This is a genomic window from Sphingobium sp. CECT 9361 (assembly GCF_918741285.1).
Classification (GTDB): Bacteria; Pseudomonadota; Alphaproteobacteria; order Sphingomonadales; family Sphingomonadaceae; genus Sphingobium.
The window spans coordinates 1-17,032 of sequence record NZ_CAKKNC010000024.1 but is presented as its reverse complement, the minus strand read 5'-3'; the positions used below and the strand labels follow the sequence as shown (position 1 = coordinate 17,032).

Here is a 17,032-nt window from a genome sequence, read left to right as displayed (position 1 = left end):
ATGGCAAAGATGACAACGTGCCTGTGGTTCGACCATGGCAAGGCCCGAGAGGCTGCTGAGTTTTACGCAAGTCTGTTCCCCGATAGTTATGTCGGGATCGGGCAGGACTCCCCTGCTGACAATCCGTCAACCAGGCGTGGAGAGGAAATTACGGTCGAGTTCACGGTGCTGGGCCAGTCGTTCGTCGGTCTTAATGGCGGCTCCAACTTCAAGCCAAATGAGGCAGTCAGCTTCCAAGTTTTCACCGATACTCAGGATGAAACCGACCGCTATTGGAATGCTATCGTCACCAACGGTGGTGCAGAAAGCATGTGCGGTTGGTGTAAGGATCGCTGGGGTTTCTCGTGGCAGATCGTGCCTCGCGCGCTGATGGCCGGGATGGCCGATCCGGACCCTTCTGCCGCCAAGCGCGTGATGGAAGCGATGATGACGATGCGCAAAATTGACATCGCCCGAATCGAAGCGGCGCGCGCCGGGGAGGCGACCAATGCGTAATATCGTTGGCGGCATGTTCACATCGCTCGACGGCGTCATTCAAGCGCCCGGTGGACCAAGTGAAGACCCGACCGGGGGCTTCATGCACGGCGACTGGATGTTCCCCATTTCCGACGGTCAGGTCGATACGGCGATTGGTCAGTTCTTCTCGCAACCCTATGACCTGCTTCTAGGCCGGCGAACATACGACATCTTTGCCGCTTACTGGCCCTACGCCGATGGTGAAGGCGCAGCGATGGGCGAAGCGTTCACCGCAGCAGACAAATATGTCCTTACGAAAGGCGAGCAACCGTTGCCCTGGGCGAACAGCCACCGGATGCGCACCGTGGATGATGTTGCAACGATCAAGCAGCAGAACGGCCCCGACCTGCTGATACAGGGATCGAGCATGATCTACCCCGCATTGCTTGCGGCAGGCTTGCTCGACCGACTGGTTCTGTACACTTTCCCGGTCGTGCTTGGCAGCGGCAAGCGGCTTTTCGGCCAGGGAACGCCGCCAGCTACGCTCAAGCTGGTCGATCACCAGGTAACGACCGGCGGCACCGTGATCGCGACCTACGAACCTGCAGGTCCGGTCCAGACGGGATCCTATGGGACTATTGAAAGTGCACGTGAGGACGAACGGCAAGCCAAAATGAGGGACGGCACATGGTAATTCAGCTGTTTGGCCACTTCACCCTTGCCGACTGCGCTGCCGCCCCATCGCTCTTCTACGCCGACTGGGCGCACCCAATCGCAGACCAGCACACTACGTTAAAAGCTTATCGCGCCCGTTTGATCGGTCGGCCGTCCGTCGCACGCTGCATCAACGAGGCACGACCTTACCGCGCATATTTTCCGCTCGGCGCACCAGACCGGGATTAAGGGAAGAGTCTGGTAAGCTCGCCGGTATCACGCTGGGAACGCTATCAGAATAGCTACATTGTCATAGTGCGCAATGCCGGCCTCCAGTGGGGCAGGACCGGCGGCTTCTAAGTGGGGAAGGCCGTTTGGACTTCAGAAAGCGAACCGCTGGCTCTTGTCGGGAGGCAACGCACCGAGAACCGCAGATCACACTCGTTCCGGAATCGACATTCCGCAATCAGCCAGTCTTCAAGGACTAAGTTAAGAAAGCGGACTGACCGGACAGGGGGGATGAAAAATCGATGCGTAAACGACCGACAAGGGTCGATTGTGTTGAAAAAGTCTGCGCGCGAAATTTTCGTGCGCTTGAGGCACCAGATTGAGTCGGCTTTGCCACGTAATTGAACCTGTCTGTCGCGGCGAACGTAATGGTCCGAAGAAAATTACGCATCGCTCTGAGAGGTCGGCTTTTTCAACACAATCGGTCGCAATTTGCCGTTGGCGGCCAGGGGTAGTCGTGCCACGATCGGACGATATGCTACCTTTACCAAGCCAAGAAGCCGTCCGCCGAGATCGCAACCCTGTTTGACGCTACGGTTCCCGATCCGTTCAACTCAGGCGACGAGACCGTCCCTGGCTGGCCTGGAATGGTGATCCGCGAAGACCCCTCAGGCCGCATCCTCCAATCTATGACATGGGGTTTCCCGCTGCCCCAAAAGTCCAAAAGGACCGGACTGCCGATAAAACCCTTGCCGGTGAACAATGTCCGGGACCTAACGAAGGCTATGTGGCGCGGAATAGCCCCAAAGCCCCACTGGCGCTGCCTGATCCCCGTAACCCAGTTTGCGGAGGCGGAAGGCGAGAAGGGGAGCAAAGTGTCGCTGCCCTCGCGGCCCTGTGTGGCCTTTGCTTCCGGTTTCTTTACAGTAGCCTCAGGCACGGAGCATCCTCTCGCCACTTCGCGTTGGTCCCATTGAGTTGGTAGGAGCCTTGGCAATCAAGTGCTGGCAGCCCGGTTTTGTGCAACCTGCTTTTCAGGTTCACGGCGCTTTCTCCAAGTATCTAGCGCTTGCGCTTCGACAGCTAACAAGCAATGATTCGCTTATGAATGCCCTGAAATCCGACTTGGCACATCTCCCCGCCCGAGCACGGCGCGATCTTGCGCAGGCTGTCGAAATCCTGCGCGAGGAATTTGCCCGGGAGACCGCAAAGCGCAGCGCACCGCATATTCGCGATGGGCGCATACTCAAAATCGTCCTCTTTGGCTCCTATGCCCTCGGGCGGCAGGTGATCGATCCGGTGGGGCGTTATTTTTCCGACTACGACATTCTCGTCGTTGTCGATCACGAAGATCTCACCAATGCAGCCGACTATTGGACCCAGGCCGAGGACCGGATGGTCGAGATGCTGACCCGGCGTTTTTGGCCTCAGCCGCTCAACCTCATCATTCACAGTCTTGACGACATCAACCATCAGCTGGAACGCGGACGCTATTTCTTCATCGACATCGCCCGGGAAGGGATCGCGCTTTTCGAGGAACCGGGCTTCCCGCTGGCGGACCCTGTGCCGCTGTCGCCTGAAGAAGCACGGAAAGAGGCGGAGTTCTATTTCGACGATGACTTTCCAGGCATTGAAAGAGCATTAAAATTAGCAAACTACGCCCAAGGAGAAGCGTCCAGCCCGACCACCGACAAAGAACAAGCAAAATGGCGCAACGAAGCAGCCTTCAATCTGCACCAGGCCGCCGAGCGCGCCTATTACTGCATCCTTCTGGTCCTCAAGCTGTACCGGCCCAAGTCGCATAATCTCAATTTCCTGTCGCAGCGCTGCGAGCAGCTTGATCCGCGGCTGATCGGCATCTGGCAGCGGGACACCAGAGAAGGCAAGCGCTGCTACGAGCTGCTGCGAGCGGCCTATATCAAGGCCCGCTATTCCGATTTCTACAAGATCACCGATGCCGAGCTTGATTGGCTGACCGCGCGCATCCGGCAATTGCAGGCGCTCACCCAGACGATTTGCAACGAAAGGCTCGCCTTGGAAGAGTGAGCATTGCGTCGCGCAGCGGCAACGCTATCTAGGATGGCGGTGCCGCGAATAGACCGGGCTCAATGCCGGGAGGGACGCCGCAGCATCTCGATGCGCCCGGCAAATAAGCGGGCTTCTTGCATAGAAGTTCCACGACCCGTCCCTCCCACTCTCCTGTCTTTCCTTGGGCCTCTCGGCCAATTGGGGCTTGATCCCTAGGCATAAATGAATCAGCTTGGGCGTGCCTCCGGACAGGCCGGGGCAGGGGCGTGGAATCCCCTATGCGAATAGTACGGTCGTCACCGGCTTGGCTGGAGGCGTCCGTTCCCCTGCGTGCGCGTCGCACGTGGGTATCTGCGCGCATGGATCGATTCTGCTGAAGGCCAAAGGCTTCGCCCCTTCGTCGTAAGGGAGGTGCCCCATGTCCGCGGCCGACAAACCGCCCCAGGCCCACGCGGCCCTGGAGGTCGAGACCTGGGTCGAACGCGATGGCCAGTGGCTGCACCGCCTGCTCCGGCGCAACCTGCGGCTTGCGCCGACGGAAGCCGACGATATCGTTCAGGAAACCTGGCTGCGCGTGCTGCGCGCGCCACCGCGCGACATTGCCCATCCCCGCGCCTTCCTGTCGCGCATCGCGCTCAATCTCTTTCGCGACGGGCGGCGGCGGGAGCGATTGCGGCGGGAGAAGCAGCACCTCCTGGCGGCCAACGACAGCGTCGTGACATGCCCGCAAGGCCTGCACGAGCAGGAGGCCGATCGCCTCCTGGAGCAAGTGATAGGCGATCTGCCCGAGCCATTGCGCGATGTATTCGTGCTCAGTCGGTTTCGGAAAATGACGAACCATGATATTGCCCGCCATCTCGGAATCTCGGTGAAGACCGTCGAATGGCGTATCGGCAAGGCGGTGGAGCAGTGCATGACGAAGCTGCTGGGCTAATATGACGGACGAGCAGGACAACTGCGCGAGCGGTCGCCGTGCCCAGGCTGCGCAGTGGCTGGCGCGCCTGCGCACCTTGCCGGTCTCCAAGGGCACGCTCGACAGCTTCTTCGAATGGCGTCGCGACCCGGCCAATGCCGTGGCGTTTGCCGAAGCTGAACGTTTGTGGGGTGACGCTGGCCGGATAGCGGCGCGGCCCGCCATGCTGCGTCTTGCAGACCAGACCATGGCGCGGCGCCCCCGAGCCCGCTGGCGCCTGTTCCCCGTCCCCGCGCTCATGCTCGCGGCGGGCCTTGTTGCCGTGGTGCTTCTGGCAGGCTGGACTCGCTTCCAGCCAAACCAAGGGATCGATGTCGCGACGGCCGTAGGGGGGCAGCGCACGGTACGTCTGGCAGATGGTTCGCACCTTCAGCTCAATACCGATACCCGCCTCGGCGCGACATTGAGCAAGGGCGAACGCCGTATCCGGCTCGACCGCGGCGAAGCGCTGTTCACCGTGGCCCATGATCGTAGCCGCCCGTTCATCGTGACCGCTGGGACTGTGGAGGTCCGGGCCACAGGAACCCGCTTCGATGTCCGGTACACAGGCGCGCAGACGCGCGTGGCGCTGTTCCAAGGGGGCGTCGAGATTCGGATGGCGGGGCGCCCGCCTGTGCGCCTGCGGCCGGGAGAGCAGTGGCGGTCTGACGCACCATCGTCCTTGCCCATCCAGCCCGTCGATCCGCGTGCCGCCACGGCCTGGACACAAGGGCGGGTGCTCTTCGATGCGACCCCGCTCGATCAGGCGGTCGGCGAAATCAATCGCTATAGCCAGGTGAAGGTGGTGCTCGCCGTTCCCGGTCATCGGTCATCGCCGATCAGCGGCTCCTTCAAGACCGGCGATACCGCTGCCTTTGCCCGGGCGGTCTCGGCCATGCTCGGGCTCGTTGCAGAACAGCGGCCCGACGGCGGTTTCACCTTACGCCCACCGCCTTCACCCGCGACCTGATCTTTTTTTACGCGCCCCGTCAGGGTGACCCCCACTCTGGTGCGTCCCTTGACTGAAGGAGTGCCATCGCGGCGCATCCATGCGTTCCGCTTGCGTCGGAGCGCAAAGGGGGAAAGACTGGGACATCATGGGGACTACACGCATTGCTGCCTGCCTTGGCCGGGGAGCGTCCATTGCCATAATTGCAGCGCTAGGCGCAGGGTCGATCCCCGCTGCGGCCGCTGAAGCAACCATCCGCTTCAACATCGATGGTGGCCCCCTGGCGCAAGCCTTGGCCCGCTATGCCGAGCAAGCCGGTGTCCAGCTTATTTATCCACCGGCCCTTGCCGCTGGGCGCAAGACTCCGGCCTTGCACGGTGATCTGACGGCTGCGGCCGCGTTGGAACGGCTGCTAACCGGGACGGGCATCAGTGTCCGCCAGGTGGGTGCCGGGATCGTCATGCTGGTCGCGCCGCCGTCTTCGAAGGCCAGTGAGACTGAGGCCAGCTTGGATGCTGCGCTCGACCATGACGACATCGTCGTAACAGGATCGCTCATTCGCGGCGCGCCGCCGTCAGCCTCGCCAACCCAGACTATCAGCCGCGCGGATATGAAGCGCAACGGCTATGGCACGGTGGCGCAGGCGCTGCAGGCTTTGCCAGGCAATTTCGCGGGGCAGGCGACCGAGCAGAGCGCGTTGTCCTTTGCCGACCGGTCGGGCAACAATGCAACATTGGCCTCGGGGCTGAACTTGCGCGGGCTTGGCCCCGATGCAACATTGGTGCTCGTCAACGGACGCCGCATCGCCGGGGCCGGGTTGCTTGGCGATTTTGCCGACATATCGAGCATCCCCATGAGCGCACTTGAGCGTGTCGAGATCGTGACCGATGGCGCTTCTGCGCTGTACGGTTCGGACGCGGTTGCAGGCGTCGTCAATATCCTTCTCAAGCAGGATTTTACAGGGTTTCAGAGCGATGCGCGCTTTGGCAGCGTAACGCGTGGCCACGCTCGCGATCTCCAGCTTTCACAAACCGCGGGCACCCGCTGGAACGGTGGTTCGGCGCTTATCTCCTACGAATATCAGTGGCGCGCAGGCTTGCGCAGCGCCGATCGGCGTTATGCCCGTTCTGCCGATGCCCGCGCATTGGGCGGGACCGATCGACGCTATCCTTATAGTCTGCCGGGAAACATATTGGGATTCAACGCCGACGGTGCGCTGGTGCCTGCTTTTGCCATCCCCTCTGGCCAGAACGGCACGGCGCTCAGCGCCGGCGATTTTCTGGCCGGTGCGGTCAACCTTGAAAATTTCCGGGAAGGCTCGGATCTTTCGCCGGACCAGGAGCGCCACAGCGTGTATGCGCACGCCAACCAGAGGCTGGCAGACGATGTCGACCTGTCGCTCGAGGGCCGATTTTCCCATCGTCGCTTCGACAGCCGCACTTTCGGCTACGCGACCATCCTGAGCGTCACCGATGCCAATCCCTGGTTCGTCTCGCCGACCGGCGCGTCATCCGACCTTATCGGCTACGCCTTTACCCGTGAACTGGGGCCAACCCGAACCGCAGGGTCGGCACAAAGCCTGAGCCTCACCGCAGCCCTCGATATGGACCTGGGTTCCGGCTGGAAACTTGCGCCCTATGCCGCTTATGCAGCGCAGCGCGACGTGAGCACAACCGACCGCTTCGCCAATGAATATGTACTCGCCGAAGCGCTCGGCACGATCCCCGACGACCCCGCGACGCTCTATTCGCCCGCGGTCGACGGTTACTTCAACCCCTATGGTGACGGGACATCCAACGCCCGGCCCATCCTTGAGGCGATAAGCGGCTTTACCGACGTTCGCACCCGCGCGCGCATCTACACCGGCGAGCTTCTGGCCGACGGACCGCTGGTGGCGCTTCCGGGCGGCACCGCGCGTTTGGCCGTTGGCAGCAATTTTCGGCGCGAGGCCTTTTCGACCCGTGCGGTGAATTTCGTTTTCTCGCCGCTTCCCGAACCGGGGACGCCCGCCGATTATGCCCGCAGCATATGGGCAGGGTTCGCCGAGCTCAGCGTGCCGTTGTTCGGGCCAGGCAATGCGCGTCCCGGCTTTGAGCGCCTCGACATTTCGGCTGCCGTGCGCACCGAGCATTATGGCGACGTGGGAACGACCACCAATCCGAAAATCGGTATTCGCTGGGTGCCTATGGAGGGCCTCGCGCTTCGGGGAAGCTGGGGGACGTCCTTCCGCGCCCCCAATTTGCGCGAATTGGGCGCGCCGACCGCTGTCAGTCCGACCATTCTCACCGACGGGAGTGGCAATCAGGTCATCGTTCTCCAGCGCAGCGGAGGCAATCCCGGTCTCACGCCTGAAAAGGCGCGAAGCTGGACCGTGGGGCTCGATCTTGAGCCGCGTTCCCTTGCCGGTTTCAAGGCGAGCCTCACGGCATTCCGAACGATTTTTAGCCGACGGATCGATTTGCCGGCCTTGCGCAATTTCTCGCAGGCATTGACCAATCCTAGCCTCGCGCCCTTCGTCCAGTTCGTGTCGCCTGCAACCAATGCCCAGGACCGTGCGCTGGTAGACGCGCTCCTTGCCGAAGCAGGCGGGGCGGCGGGCTATCCAGCCGAAGCCGTTGCCGCTGTCGTCGATACGCGCTACGTCAACACGGGGCGCGTCGACGTTGCAGGCGGCGATATTGATGTGACCTATGCTTTCACGCGAGGCAGCGACCGCTTCACCTTAGGACTGGGCGCTACCTATCTGGCGCGGTGGCGCGAGCAACTGACGCCGACCGCCCAGCCGGTCGACCAACGCAATATCGCGGGACGACCCGTCGACCTGCGCGGGCGCCTCACCGCCGGTTGGACCCGGGGGGCGTTCGATGCCTTACTGGGGGTCAACCATGTCAACCGCTACCGGGACGAAGTCGGTCGGCGTATCAAGGCCTGGACCACGATCGACCTCCGGCTGGGCTTTGCGCCACCCACCGGCTCTGGGCGCCTTTCGGGCTTTTCGGTATCGCTCGTGGCGCAGAACCTGTTCGACCGCGCGCCCCCTTTCTACGATTCGACGGCCGGGGCCGGTTATGATGGCGCCAATGCCGACGCGACCGGGCGGTTCGTTGCGCTTGAAATCAGCAAAAGCTGGTAGTGCCATCATGCGTGCTATCGTCGCCGGCCTGGCGCTCGCAGCGCTGCTCTGCTGGCGTCCGGACCCGCTTGCCGCGCGGCCCTATGGGCTCGACGACCTCCTGCGGCAGGAAGATATAGGCCAGATCCTTGTCGACCCCGGCGGTCGCTGGCTCGCATTCGAGAAACTGGACGGCCTCCTTGCGATGCCGCAGCCCGGGCGCATCGCCATCTCCCATGTGCTGCGGGCCCGTCCGTTCGTTGTCGACTTGCAGCGCGGCGGTCCGGCGCGGGCTCTGCTGCCCGACGGCATGACCCCTGGCACCAAGATCCTGGGCTTCTCGCCTGAAGGCACGCAGCTTGCCGTTGCGCGCCTGGAGGACGACCGCTTGCAACTCGGCCTCATCACGGTGGCGACGGGTGCGACCGACTGGTTTCCCTATGCGCCAAGCTATGATGGCTTTCACAGCATTTTGGCCTGGCTGTCTGAGGACCGCCTGCTCCTGATTGCTGAGGCGGATAGCAACTTGCCCTGGGCCTTGGCGATGGACCGGGCCCCGGACCGGGTGCGCGACAAATGGGATGCAACCGCGATGGGCAAACATGCCGTCACCGTGATCGGCAGCGGGCGCTATCTGCGCGACCTTGACCGGCCCGCGCAGCGATTGCTGCTGCTGGACCGGCGATCGGGCGCCGTGCGTCCACTGGCGCGGGGGCATTTCAACCAGCTTGTGCTGTCGCCGCATCATGACAGGGTGGCACTGCTCGAACTGGCGCAGCCGCAGCAACCGGCCGCGCAGGCCGTCGTGCGCGAGGACGAGGGGTTCTTCGCCCGGACCCTGCGCCTGGTCGACCTGGTGTCGGGTGCGCAGTGGGTCCCTTGCCCCGATTGCGCCGTCCAGGGTGATCCGCGCTGGGACGTGGACGGGCGGTACATTGCTTTCCTCGCCGAGGATCAACCTGGCATCGTCGCGAGGGTCGCGGACATTCGTGGTCGAACGCTATGGCGGGCCGGGCAAGATCGCCTTCCGGCGCGACCGCTTCGCTGCACGCTCAGCCCACAGGAAGGCGTGCCCGTTGCTGCGCGAACGTCCCGTCCGTCCGGTACGGATGCCTTTCGATGGCAGGTTCCGATAGACTGCGCGAACGACGCCGACGTCTCGTTGCCGGGGTGGAGGCCAGTTGCTTGGCGCAACCTTGGAGACGGCGGCGCTGTTCTTGTTGAGAGGGTTGGTGCCGTGCCGTTGGCGCATTTGAGCCCGTCCGGGATCGCAAGCGTCGATGCCTTGCGACAGCAAGGTCGCGCGACGCCGTTGCTGCTGCGGGTGCGTGCCCGGTCCGGCGAGACGCGGCTTTTGCCCGCCGGCCCCGCCAATGGGCGGGAGATCATGGTGCTGAACGCCCCTATGCGCGACGTCGAACCGGCCATCCTGCGCCGCCTGGAGCATGCTGGGCCCGATGGTGCGCGCCTGATAAGCTGGCTTCTTTTGCCGCCAGGCCATGATAGCCGCGCTGCATTGCCGTTGGTCGTGATCCCGTATCCCGGCGAGGTCTACAGCGGCACAGCCCCTGCCGACCAGATGGTGACCGGTCTGCGGCCTTATGCCAATGCGCAGCTCCTGGCAGCGGCGGGATTTGCCGTGCTGCTGCCGTCGTTGCCAATGCCCGATCGCCTTCCTGACACAGGCTTTCCCTTTGCGCAGGCTTTGGACCCGGCCATCGATGCCGCATTGGCGACCGGCTGCTGCGACGCGACCAGGATAGCGCTTTGGGGCCATAGTTTTGGCGCCTATGCCGTCGCGATGGCCGCCACGCAGAGCGCGCGGTTCCGCGCCATCATTGCGTCCTCCGGCATTTACGACCTTGGCGCTACGGTCGGAACCTTCGGCCCCGCCGCCCGCATCGCCCCCGAGCAAGGTGTCTGGGTAGCCTCGTCTTATGCCTGGGCGGAAGCAGGGCAGGGGCGGATGGGCGCCGCGCCCTGGACAGCGCCGTCGCGTTATCTTGCCAACAGTCCTGTCTACCGCGCCGATCGGATCCAGACACCGATGCTGCTCATTGCCGCAGACCGCGACTTTGCGCCGCTTGGGCAGGCCGAACAGCTTTTTTCGGCCTTGTTTCGGCAAGGAAAAGACGCCCAGCTTGTCACTTATTGGGGAGAAGGCCATGTCGTTGCCAGCCCCGCCAATCTGCGCGATCTTTACGAACGGGTGCTCGCGTTCCTTGAGGAGAATTTGGGCTCTGCAAAGCCTGTGGCTCATGCCGGGCCGTGACGCAGCCTGTCCTGCCAGGTCCGCATCCATCCCTCGACGATCAGCAGATTGAGGATGGGACCATAGCAGTCTTCCTGCATCAGAAATTCAGGGTCTAGGGCTTGCTCGAGCGCGGCCCGGTTCAGCAGATCGGCTTGCGCAAGCGCACCGTCGAGCAGTTCGCTGCGCAGCAATTTTGTACGCCTTGCCAGCACCCGGCCGAAAAAACCGCTGAGCGCGCCTTTGCCCCGCCGATCGATGATCGCTGCAGGGAGGCGATGCGCAAAGGCCGCGCGCGCCAGCGCCCGGTCGCGCCTGCCATCGGTCAGCGTCATGACCGATTGGCCCAATGCATATTCGACCAGCGGCTGCGAGAGCAGGGGGTGGATGACGCGCATGGACTGGTTGCATTGACTGGGTCCAAAGGCGCTGCGATCGCCTGCTATCGCCAGCACCTGCATGGCTTTGGCAGGAGGGAGCCCTTCGAGCGGGCCCGTCCAGCGCAGGGGACGGGGCGGACCTTCAAAGCGTGTGAAGGAGCAGGGCTTTGCCTCTGCCTGCCTGCGCGTCCATCCTGGCAGCCATGCGTGCACGGCAATCGACCAGATCGAGCTTTGCGACCAGCGGGCGAGCGCCTCCAGGCTGGCTCTGCTCTTGTGTTTGGCACGCGGCCATGGATCGGACGCGACTGCGGGCGTGGGATGCTGGAAGAAAAGCGCGTCGCCCCCTTGTCCGGTTAGGAGCATGTCAGTGCCCAGCGCGTCGCCGACCTGTGCCAGCCGGTCATCGTGGAACAGGCTTGTGGCGCCGATCCCCGGTCTTATGCCGGTTGCGGACTGGGACGGCATTACCGTCTCGAGCGCACGGGCGATCAGGCCGATTTCCTGTGTTTCGATTCCCAGATGCGCAGCGATGGCCCGGCTGAAGCGGCGCTCGTCCCCGCTCAGCGTATCGCCGAAAAAGGTCACCGCTTGGGCAATCGGGATGCCGGCCCGGGTCGCGCTGGAAGCTACGATCGCGGAATCGAGACCGCCCGATAGCTCGAGCAACGCCTTGTCGCCAATAGTGGCCCAGGCGGCAAGGCAGGCATCGACGCGCAACGCCAGCGCGGCCGGTTCGCTTGCTTGCCCATGGCTTTGGCAAAAATCGCGCGGTGTCCACAGGCGTTCGCTGTCGTGGCCTTTGGGCCGGAACGTGGTGAGCGCCCCAGGGTCGAGCAGCTCCAGGCCGACAAGGGGCTGCGCCTCTGCAATCCCGGTCGTGTAGGCCAGCAGATGCGCCACGGCGTCACGATCGATGGCCAGATCGCACGGGGGGAACTTAAGGATCCATCTGTCCGGATCGCATGTCACGAAGCGGACACCCTCATGCACCCAGCTCGTACAATCGCGCATGCCCATGGGTTCGGGAAGAACGCACAGCGGCGCATCCTCGTCCGGGGCATGCCGCATAGCGACATAGCTGCCCCAGCATTGCGACAGCAGGGTCTGGCAATAGGCGCGAAAGCCTGCCACGTCGGTTGTGTCGAGGCGGGGCGGGGTGGCAGGGCGCGCGGCACCTGCAAAGAGGTCGCCGACAACATAAGTGCCCGAGCCGATGGGACGCACTCTGTCTCGTGCGCCTGCGATCAGGACACCCGGTGCGTCGACACGGATGTCACCACCGTCTCGCCCGATCAGCGCTTTGATCCGATGCACCGCAGTGTCTGCGTCATTATTGCCTGGTGCCCACTGCAGGACAAGGTAGCCGCGCACTGCCTAAACCTGCCGCAGCCGGTATATAGGCACATAGTCCTCGATCAGGTGCGCACGCTCGGCAAGCAGCATATTGTCGCGCGCGAGCCAGCAATGGGCCCGGAACGGAAACAGCTGGACGCCAATCACCCAGTCTGCATCATGGCCCTGCAGGGCAAGATAGTGCAGCAGTGCAACGGCCCTGAGCAGGCAGGACGGGCGAAACGGCAAATAGAGCGAAAGCCGTTCGAAACGAGCGGCGAGCGCGACCGGCGAAGGCGCGTCGACGTAGCTGACCCGCTCGAGTTCGACCGCTTCGATGAGGAGACGGCGCACCGAACGACCGGGAAATGTCGTCAACGCCGCAGCATAGGCACGCAGGAAAAGCCAGACGTCGCTCGGCGCGAGCCGGGCATCCACGTCAGGAGGCTCGCACCAGATCGGCTCAGCCGGTATTCTATTGGTGTCCGCCTCTCGGCTCGGCTGCGCGTCGTACCGGCAGAAATAGGTGTCGGTCTCGAAATCGAGCATCACGGTGCCGTCACCGCAGCGCACGCTTGGCGAAACGAAGAGATCGCGCGGGAGCATAGGAGCACCTCTGGCTGCGAACGGCGCCGACGAAGGTCAGCCGGCGCCGCCCCGATGGTCAGGCGCCCAGCGTATACTGGCGATTGCTGACGAGCTCAGCGCGAATCCCCGAGAATGACGCCCGGGTGAGATGGCGCGCTGCGCCGAGTGGAATGGCCCGGCTGGCAGGACGGCCAGCCAAGGTGTCGCATTGAGTCTTGTTGTGAATGTCAACCTCCATTGCAGCCGCGGATTTGCGGCAGGCTTATTAGGCGGCAGGTGGGGGTCGATATCGAAATCATATTTGCCTTATTTTCCAAATATATTTGGTGGCTTGTTCAGAGAGCTTCGAGTGCGTGGGCGAGGCGGTCCGCTCGGCTTGCGCATTGCGCATGGAACGCCTGGCTGAGCGCGCGCGCATGATCGAGGTCGCGCAACGCCAGAGCCTTTGCCAAGGCCGATCCGCGGGCTGCGCGGTCCAGCATCACGAGCGGCTCGTGCCGGCGCAACACCAGAAGGCGGTCATCGATGTAGCGGCGCACCATGATCAGCGCTGCGTCATTCGAGCGCGATGCCGCGATGTCGAACAGGCGCCATACATCGCCCCTCGATCTACCGACCCGGCCGGGCGACAGCGGCCCAGACAGCAGTCGCTCCATCCAATGTCCGTGTGCCAAATAGAGACCTGCGATCGTGCGGGCACTGAGCGGAACGAGATAGAAGCCTTCGCGATGTCGCTCCACGACGATATCGCGCCCAGCCAGTTGCCGCAGCGCTTCACGTATTGGCGTCGTGCTGACGCCAAGCGATTTAGCAAGGCTGACGATACCGATACGGTGTGTCGGACGATAGTGCCCTTGAGCGAGTCGCTGCAGGACATGCGCGTAGACCTCCTGGTAGGATATCCGTGACTTGTGCTCCATCATTGCGTCTCCTTGGCATCACGCTTCGTCACGCCATCGCGATCGGCAAGGAAATCCGGGTGTTCGCGGCATGTGCAGGCATGTTGCGCAACAGCAAAGGTTGCAATCAGCAATCAAGCTGCTGATACTCTGCAATAAGACGGCGGACAGTCCGCAGAAGGAGCGCGCATCGCCAGGGGGCAAATAGCTCTATCCTGTACGCGCGACAGGATCGGCCTCCCGAAATAGGAGCGACTGGCATGGTGCCGGTCGTGCAGGTTGGAGGTAGGCGTGGCATTCTCGTCGCTGGATCTCTCGGAAAGCAATCCCTGCCTCTCGCGCGCGTTGCGCGCTATCCGCCGTCACCGCGGCCTCAAGACCAGCGAGGTCGCACGCCGCATGAATATGGCCCAGCGCAGCTATGAACTGTTCGAAGCAGGGGGTGGGCGCATCACCTTCTCGCGCATCGTCGCCTTTGCTGAAGCCACCGACTGCGATCCCTTCGCGCTTGCCCTGGTAGGACCGTTCGGTTCGAGCGAGTTTGCGGTCCATTGCGCCGATACCAAGCTCGTCATGATCATGATCATGACGCTGCAGGAATTTGCCGACGAACGCGGCAGCGATATCAGTTTCCTCGAACCGCCCAATGTCATTGCCGCCCTGCAGCGCCTGTTTACCGACCTGGGTGCTCGCCTTGATGACAATGAAGCATTCCTTAGCAAATGGCTCGACGGGCGCGTCGGCCGTATTGGCCTGGGTGCGCTCAGCTTGCGCGGCTTCCACCGCAAGAAAGCATGAGCGGGTCGATGGGCTTATAACAAACTGCGATAGCCGCCCATGGCCAGCGCCCTGGCCTGCGTCACCAGCCGACGGGTCCGCAGCTTGAGATAGTCCGATCCTGCGTTCCAGTCGCGCGCCACGATCGTGCCCCCGAACAGTCGGGTCGCTATTTCCCGCAACGAGCATGGGTCGGCAAGTGCGTCGAGCGTGGCGATAAGCAGCGGCCATCGTGCCGTGCGCCCAGAGGGCGGTATCTTGGGTGGTAACGCTTTTCCGGTCTGAACAAGGTAGTGCCAGCGCTGGAGTGCCTTCAGCCGGTCGCCCAGCCGGTTCCCGTCGAGGACATAGGTGAGGTGTACAGCGCCTTTCAGCACCGATCCTTCTTGGACGCTGAGGCGGAAGCGGCCATCCGGCGTCTCTATTGAGACCTCCTCGCGCGCGCCGCTGCGCAGGATTCGGGCGGGCCAAGCCAGGGTCATGAGATCGAATGCGTGCGCTGCGAAGGGATCGCACGTCGTTGCCGCGACCGGGATGACGCTGCCATCGATGCGGGCATCCCAGAAAATCGATGCCGCATGCGCAGGACGTGCCGGATCTTCGGCGAAAAAGCAGCCCGATGTCGACTGCGGGTGGCGGGGCTTCGATCAGGAGGACGCGCGGCGCCGTGCGGAGAATCGTACGGTGACCTGTCTGGGCGGGGTAGTCTTGTCGGCGGCGTACGACCTCCCATGCGATGCTCGCCGGTTCATCCAGATCGCGTGGGTTCGCGGTCCCGCGTGAAATAAGGTGCGGCGGGCGCATCACAGGGCTCTTGATCGGCATCATCTGTCTCCCCCTGAAAACCAGAGAGGACATGCGAGCATGATTGCGCCGCCAAGCGTGCATAAAGCGCATCTTGAGGCCCAAAAATCCTTTGATTATGGCCCTCTGGGGGAAATCTTGCGGATATTCCGCATATATTTGCACTATAAACCGTGGCGGGTTTGCGGGTCTGAACGCTGGCCTTGAGCGGTCTTAAGGACGGCCTTTTTCATCACTGCTGCCTTGCGCTGGCGCACAACCGCGCTCTTGCGGCGGGGCCGCCTAGCCGCTCCGCGTTCGGCCATACGGCTTCGATCCCTGGCAGGGGCCGGTCTGCGACCGGCCAATGGTCGCCGCTGGCGGCGGCGGCGTTTTATCGAGGCCTTTCCCGTTCGGCGGGTGCAGGCGGCGCGCCCGGCTAGGCCCGTCGCGGCCCGGGGCAACCCCGGCGCTGCGCTTGGGGTGCGCCACTGCGTTTCGCCCTCTGGTCCACCCCATCGCCGTGCGATGGGGACCCCGGGAGGTGCCCCTGGCCGCTGGAGCCGGGCCTCTTGGTCGCTCGTGCCGCCCACCCCCGCCTCTGCGGGGAGGCCTTATGCTTTTTTTAGGGTGGCGCAGGAGACAGACCATGCGTGAACCTCGTAAGCGTAGTGCCCGTGGAAAGGCTGGTGGCGAAGATCGTCAGGAGAACAATCGGGCCAACCTCTATGACGCGGTGACGGCCCGCATCATCGGAGAACAGGAAGCCGGGCGACTGCCGTGGGTCCAGCCTTGGGGCAAGGACGGTGCGACCGGGCCCGGCCTGCCGCGTAATGCGCTGACGGCGCGCGCCTATTCGGGCATCAATGTCCTCATATTGTGGGGGGCGGTCATTGAGCACGGCTGGCCCTCGCAAAGCTGGCTCACCTTCCGGCAGGCTCTGGCAGCAGGCGGTTGCGTCCGCAAAGGCGAGCATGGGCAGACGGTCGTCTATGCCGACCGGTTCATTCCCAAGGAGGCGCAAGGGGCGGGGCTTGGGGGCAACGCCGCGCCGCCGAGCGGAAATGCACCGTCCGAGATCAAATCCATTCCGTTCCTCAAGCGCTTCACGGTCTTCAATGTCGCCCAGTGCGAAGGATTGCGCGAAGGATTGGCCGCCGATCCCGCGCCGCTGCCCGAACGCGAGATCGTGCCCGTCGCCGAGGATGTTATCGCCGCATCCGGCGTCGATTTTCATGTCGGCGGTGACCGCGCCTTCTACGTGCCCTCGCGCGATTTCGTTCAGGTGCCCCCGCAGCCCGCCTTTTTCGATCAGGTCAATTATTACCGGACTTGCCTGCATGAACTCACCCACGCGACCGGCCATGCCAAGCGCTTGGGACGCGACCTCACGAACAGCTACGGCAGCAAGGATTATGCCCGCGAAGAACTGGTCGCCGAAATGGGCTCGGCCTTCCTCTGCGCCGCGCTCGGCGTCACGCCAACGGTGCGCCATGCTGATTATATCGGCGCATGGCTGGAGTTATGGCGAGGTGAGCATAAACCCAGTAATCGCGAGGTGTCGATAATGTGAAGGAAGGCGGCCAGATTGGCTGAGTTCTGGGGTTTCCTGCCCACGTTCCTTCACATTATTTCAAAGC

13 protein-coding genes and 1 pseudogene are annotated in these 17,032 nt (G+C 63.2%); 10 read left to right on the top strand and 4 right to left on the bottom strand.

All coding sequences use genetic code 11. From position 1 onward, the window contains the following. From LQ220_RS21290 to LQ220_RS21255, 8 genes and pseudogenes are all read left to right on the top strand, one after another. Positions 1-495, top strand: coding sequence for a VOC family protein (locus LQ220_RS21290; protein WP_230190115.1), 495 nt, complete (start codon positions 1-3; stop codon positions 493-495). Next, positions 488-1,150 carry a dihydrofolate reductase family protein gene (locus tag LQ220_RS21285; protein WP_230190114.1) on the top strand — a complete coding sequence of 221 codons (663 nt, stop codon included), beginning with the start codon at positions 488-490 and terminating at the stop codon, positions 1,148-1,150. The genes LQ220_RS21290 and LQ220_RS21285 overlap by 8 nt, the downstream gene beginning before the upstream one ends. A gap of 17 nt (positions 1,151-1,167) precedes the next feature. Beyond that, a pseudogene (locus tag LQ220_RS21280) lies at positions 1,168-1,359 on the top strand (glutathione S-transferase family protein); the annotation flags it as partial. A gap of 1,083 nt (positions 1,360-2,442) precedes the next feature. Further along, complete coding sequence (locus LQ220_RS21275; RefSeq protein ID WP_230190113.1) at positions 2,443-3,384, top strand: HEPN domain-containing protein; 942 nt, start codon at positions 2,443-2,445, stop codon at positions 3,382-3,384. A gap of 400 nt (positions 3,385-3,784) precedes the next feature. Further along, on the top strand, positions 3,785-4,300 hold the full coding sequence (locus tag LQ220_RS21270) for a sigma-70 family RNA polymerase sigma factor (RefSeq protein WP_230190112.1): 516 nt from the start codon (positions 3,785-3,787) through the stop codon (positions 4,298-4,300). A 1-nt stretch (position 4,301) separates the two neighbouring features. Then, a complete protein-coding gene (locus LQ220_RS21265; protein ID WP_230190111.1) occupies positions 4,302-5,288 on the top strand; it encodes a FecR domain-containing protein in 987 nt (328 codons plus the stop codon). A gap of 127 nt (positions 5,289-5,415) precedes the next feature. Next, positions 5,416-8,400: a TonB-dependent receptor gene (locus LQ220_RS21260; protein ID WP_230190110.1), complete on the top strand. Its 2,985-nt coding sequence runs from the start codon at positions 5,416-5,418 to the stop codon at positions 8,398-8,400. Between the two features lie 7 nt (positions 8,401-8,407). Continuing rightward, a complete protein-coding gene (locus tag LQ220_RS21255) occupies positions 8,408-10,651 on the top strand; it encodes a prolyl oligopeptidase family serine peptidase (RefSeq protein WP_230190109.1) in 2,244 nt (747 codons plus the stop codon). Here LQ220_RS21255 and LQ220_RS21250 read toward each other — a convergent pair. From LQ220_RS21250 to LQ220_RS21240, 3 genes are all read right to left on the bottom strand, one after another. After that, positions 10,636-12,384, bottom strand: a complete 1,749-nt coding sequence (locus LQ220_RS21250; protein ID WP_230190108.1) for an asparagine synthase C-terminal domain-containing protein — start codon at positions 12,382-12,384, stop codon at positions 10,636-10,638. The two genes, LQ220_RS21255 and LQ220_RS21250, sit on opposite strands and share 16 nt — an antisense overlap. 3 nt (positions 12,385-12,387) lie before the next feature. After that, positions 12,388-12,951: a lasso peptide biosynthesis B2 protein gene (locus LQ220_RS21245; protein WP_230190107.1), complete on the bottom strand. Its 564-nt coding sequence runs from the start codon at positions 12,949-12,951 to the stop codon at positions 12,388-12,390. A 317-nt stretch (positions 12,952-13,268) separates the two neighbouring features. Further along, a complete protein-coding gene (locus tag LQ220_RS21240) occupies positions 13,269-13,856 on the bottom strand; it encodes a GntR family transcriptional regulator (protein WP_230190106.1) in 588 nt (195 codons plus the stop codon). 267 nt (positions 13,857-14,123) lie between these two features. Here LQ220_RS21240 and LQ220_RS21235 point away from each other — a divergent pair, with 267 nt between their 5' ends. Next, a complete protein-coding gene (locus LQ220_RS21235; RefSeq protein ID WP_230190105.1) occupies positions 14,124-14,630 on the top strand; it encodes a helix-turn-helix transcriptional regulator in 507 nt (168 codons plus the stop codon). Between the two features lie 14 nt (positions 14,631-14,644). Here LQ220_RS21235 and LQ220_RS21230 read toward each other — a convergent pair whose 3' ends face one another. Continuing rightward, on the bottom strand, positions 14,645-15,091 hold the full coding sequence (locus LQ220_RS21230) for a DUF2285 domain-containing protein (RefSeq protein ID WP_230190104.1): 447 nt from the start codon (positions 15,089-15,091) through the stop codon (positions 14,645-14,647). A gap of 950 nt (positions 15,092-16,041) precedes the next feature. Between LQ220_RS21230 and LQ220_RS21225 the strand changes: the two genes are divergently transcribed. Further along, positions 16,042-16,965 (top strand): zincin-like metallopeptidase domain-containing protein, encoded by a 924-nt coding sequence (locus LQ220_RS21225; protein ID WP_230190103.1) that lies wholly within the window; start codon positions 16,042-16,044, stop codon positions 16,963-16,965. Positions 16,966-17,032: the final 67 nt, after the last annotated feature.

Coding starts and splice junctions, on each gene's coding strand:
- LQ220_RS21230 (WP_230190104.1), bottom strand. CDS start 15,091: ATGACCCTGGCTTGGCCCGCCCGAATCCTGCGCAGCGGCGCGCGCGAG.
- LQ220_RS21285 (WP_230190114.1), top strand. CDS start 488: ATGCGTAATATCGTTGGCGGCATGTTCACATCGCTCGACGGCGTCATT.
- LQ220_RS21240 (WP_230190106.1), bottom strand. CDS start 13,856: ATGATGGAGCACAAGTCACGGATATCCTACCAGGAGGTCTACGCGCAT.
- LQ220_RS21275 (WP_230190113.1), top strand. CDS start 2,443: ATGAATGCCCTGAAATCCGACTTGGCACATCTCCCCGCCCGAGCACGG.
- LQ220_RS21260 (WP_230190110.1), top strand. CDS start 5,416: ATGGGGACTACACGCATTGCTGCCTGCCTTGGCCGGGGAGCGTCCATT.
- LQ220_RS21290 (WP_230190115.1), top strand. CDS start 1: ATGGCAAAGATGACAACGTGCCTGTGGTTCGACCATGGCAAGGCCCGA.
- LQ220_RS21265 (WP_230190111.1), top strand. CDS start 4,302: ATGACGGACGAGCAGGACAACTGCGCGAGCGGTCGCCGTGCCCAGGCT.
- LQ220_RS21255 (WP_230190109.1), top strand. CDS start 8,408: ATGCGTGCTATCGTCGCCGGCCTGGCGCTCGCAGCGCTGCTCTGCTGG.
- LQ220_RS21225 (WP_230190103.1), top strand. CDS start 16,042: ATGCGTGAACCTCGTAAGCGTAGTGCCCGTGGAAAGGCTGGTGGCGAA.
- LQ220_RS21245 (WP_230190107.1), bottom strand. CDS start 12,951: ATGCTCCCGCGCGATCTCTTCGTTTCGCCAAGCGTGCGCTGCGGTGAC.
- LQ220_RS21270 (WP_230190112.1), top strand. CDS start 3,785: ATGTCCGCGGCCGACAAACCGCCCCAGGCCCACGCGGCCCTGGAGGTC.